General features: G+C 55.6%; 1 protein-coding gene. It reads left to right on the top strand.

Annotated elements, in window-relative coordinates:
• Positions 1 to 2,105: hypothetical protein (locus tag HMPREF3170_RS05105; protein ID WP_210385496.1), on the top strand; the 2,105-nt coding region annotated here is incomplete at its 5' end.
• Positions 2,106 to 2,219 lie beyond the last annotated feature (114 nt).

Raw genomic sequence — 2,219 nt, 5'->3', positions numbered from 1 at the left:
AGAAGGGTGTTGACGACAACGGCTCCGACAAGACTCCAGGCACGCCTTCAGTGAACAAGACGCCTGAGACTGTCATCGAGGGCCAGCCGATCAAGCCATTTGAGACCGCGAAGGATGTTCCGGAGGGCGGCAAGGTTGAGGTTGAAAACCTGCCTGGTGGTCTGAAAGTCAAACCGGAGACTGGTGAGGTCACTGGTACCCCAGACAAGCTTGACTGGGGTAAGGATGAGGAAGAGCGTGACGTAACCGTTACGGTCACCATCACCGACAAGGACGGCAACAAGGTTGCTGAGGACAACAAGGTCATCAAGGTCCAGCGCGACACCGACGGTGACGGCAACCCGGATGTCACCGATGAAGACGATGACAACGATGGCGTCTCTGATGAGGATGAGAAGAACGCAGGTACGGATCCGAAGGATCCGAACTCGAAGCCTGAAGCTCCGTCTGTAGTTCCGAACAGCAACTCGACTGTGCCGGCTGATGGTAAGTCCCACGAGGTTGGCAAGGTTAAGAACCCGAAGGGCGACGAAGAAGGCAAGCTCGTTGACAAGGACGGCAAGGAGATTCCGGGCTCCAAGGTCGAGATCGACAAGGACGGCAACGTGACGGTGACGGTGCCTGAGGGTACTGATCCGCAGGCTGCCAAGGTCATCGTTACTGACAAGGATGGCAACCCGGTCGGTGAGATCGGCGTCAAGATTGTTGATCCGCGATCGGATGCTGCGAAGTTCATCCCGAATTATGGTGACCGTAAGAACGTCGAGGCCGGCAAGGTTGAAGAGGCGAACCCATTTGAGGGCAAGACTGATGTTCCTGTGAAGGAAGCGAAGGGTACGCCGTCTGCTGGTTCCGACGATTGGGCCTTCAAGACTGGCGAGACCACTGGTGTTGTTGAGGCTACGGCGCCTGGCTATGACAAGGTCGGCGAGAAGATTGAGTCCGAGTTGCCGCAGATCAAGAACAACTGGGACAACTTCAAGGAGATCTTTACTCCGTACGTTCGTCCGTCTGTGACGGTGGACTTCATCTACAAGGATGGTTCTGAGAACTCCGGCGTCGCCAAGTTCGAGTTGGTTGGTAAGGACGGTAAGTCCTTGCTGGATCCGAATGGTGACTTCGACGGTGATGGCATCTCGAACAAGGACGAGATCGAAAAGGGATCGGATCCGGCCAACGGTGACGATGTTCCTGACACCACTGCGCCGACGGTCGACCCCGTGAAGCCTGGCGATAAGAAGATCACTGGCAAGGATGACCGTAAGAACTCGGAGATCACTGTGACCTTCCCGGATGGCACCGAGAAGAAGGTGACCACCGACAAGGACGGCAACTGGTCTGTTGATGTTCCGGAGGGTACGGACCTGAACCACGGTGACAAGATTAAGGTCACCGATGAGGCTGGAAACGAGACTGACGTCACGGTGGAGGATAAGACTCCGCCAACCGTGAACCCGATCAAGCCTGGTGACAAGACCATCTCCGGTAAGGGCGATCGCCCGAACGAGACGATTAAGGTTACGCTGCCAAACGGCAAGGTCATCGAGACTACGACCGATAAGGATGGTAACTGGAAGGTTAACGTTCCGTCTGACGTCGAGTTGAAGCCTGGTGAAACAATCACCGTTGAGGATGGTACTGGCAACAAGGTGACCGCAAAGGTTGGTATCGACACCGGTAAGTGTGTTGCATCCGCTGTGGGCTTCGGTCTGCCGCTGATTGCGTTGTTGCCGCTGGGTCTGGCTTCCCAGATTCAGATCCCGGTGCTGAGCGATGTGACTGCACAGGTGAATGCTCAGCTGCAGGATGTGAACACTCGTATCCAGCAGCAGGCTGGCATCTTCAACCCGGAGATGGCCAAGCAGGTTGAGCAGATCAATGCGCAGCTGCGTACCGTTGGTGCGGATCTGGGCATGGTTGCTGCCGGTATCGTGCTGATTGCTGCTGGCATCCTGGCTGGCACGGTTATCTACGATAACTGCAACCCGAATGGTCCAAAGTCCTCTGTGAAGGACCTGGAGCTGAAGGGTTCTTCCGGTAAGACGACGAAGTTGTCCTCCAATACGGACAACAAGACTCCGGCAAAGCAAGAGAAGAAGCAGTAGTAAGAAATACGCTCTGAACAGCCACCCCCTTGTGGGGGAGGTTGGGGGCTAAGCGCTTGCTGATCGCTTTCTAAGAAGAGAAAAGCTGCCACCCGTCATATATGACGGGTGGCA

The organism is Corynebacterium sp. HMSC08D02 (assembly GCF_001807505.1).
GTDB classification, from domain to species: Bacteria; Actinomycetota; Actinomycetes; order Mycobacteriales; family Mycobacteriaceae; genus Corynebacterium; species Corynebacterium pseudogenitalium.
The sequence above is the reverse complement of the archived record's forward strand: the minus strand, read 5'-3'. Positions and strand labels throughout refer to the sequence as shown.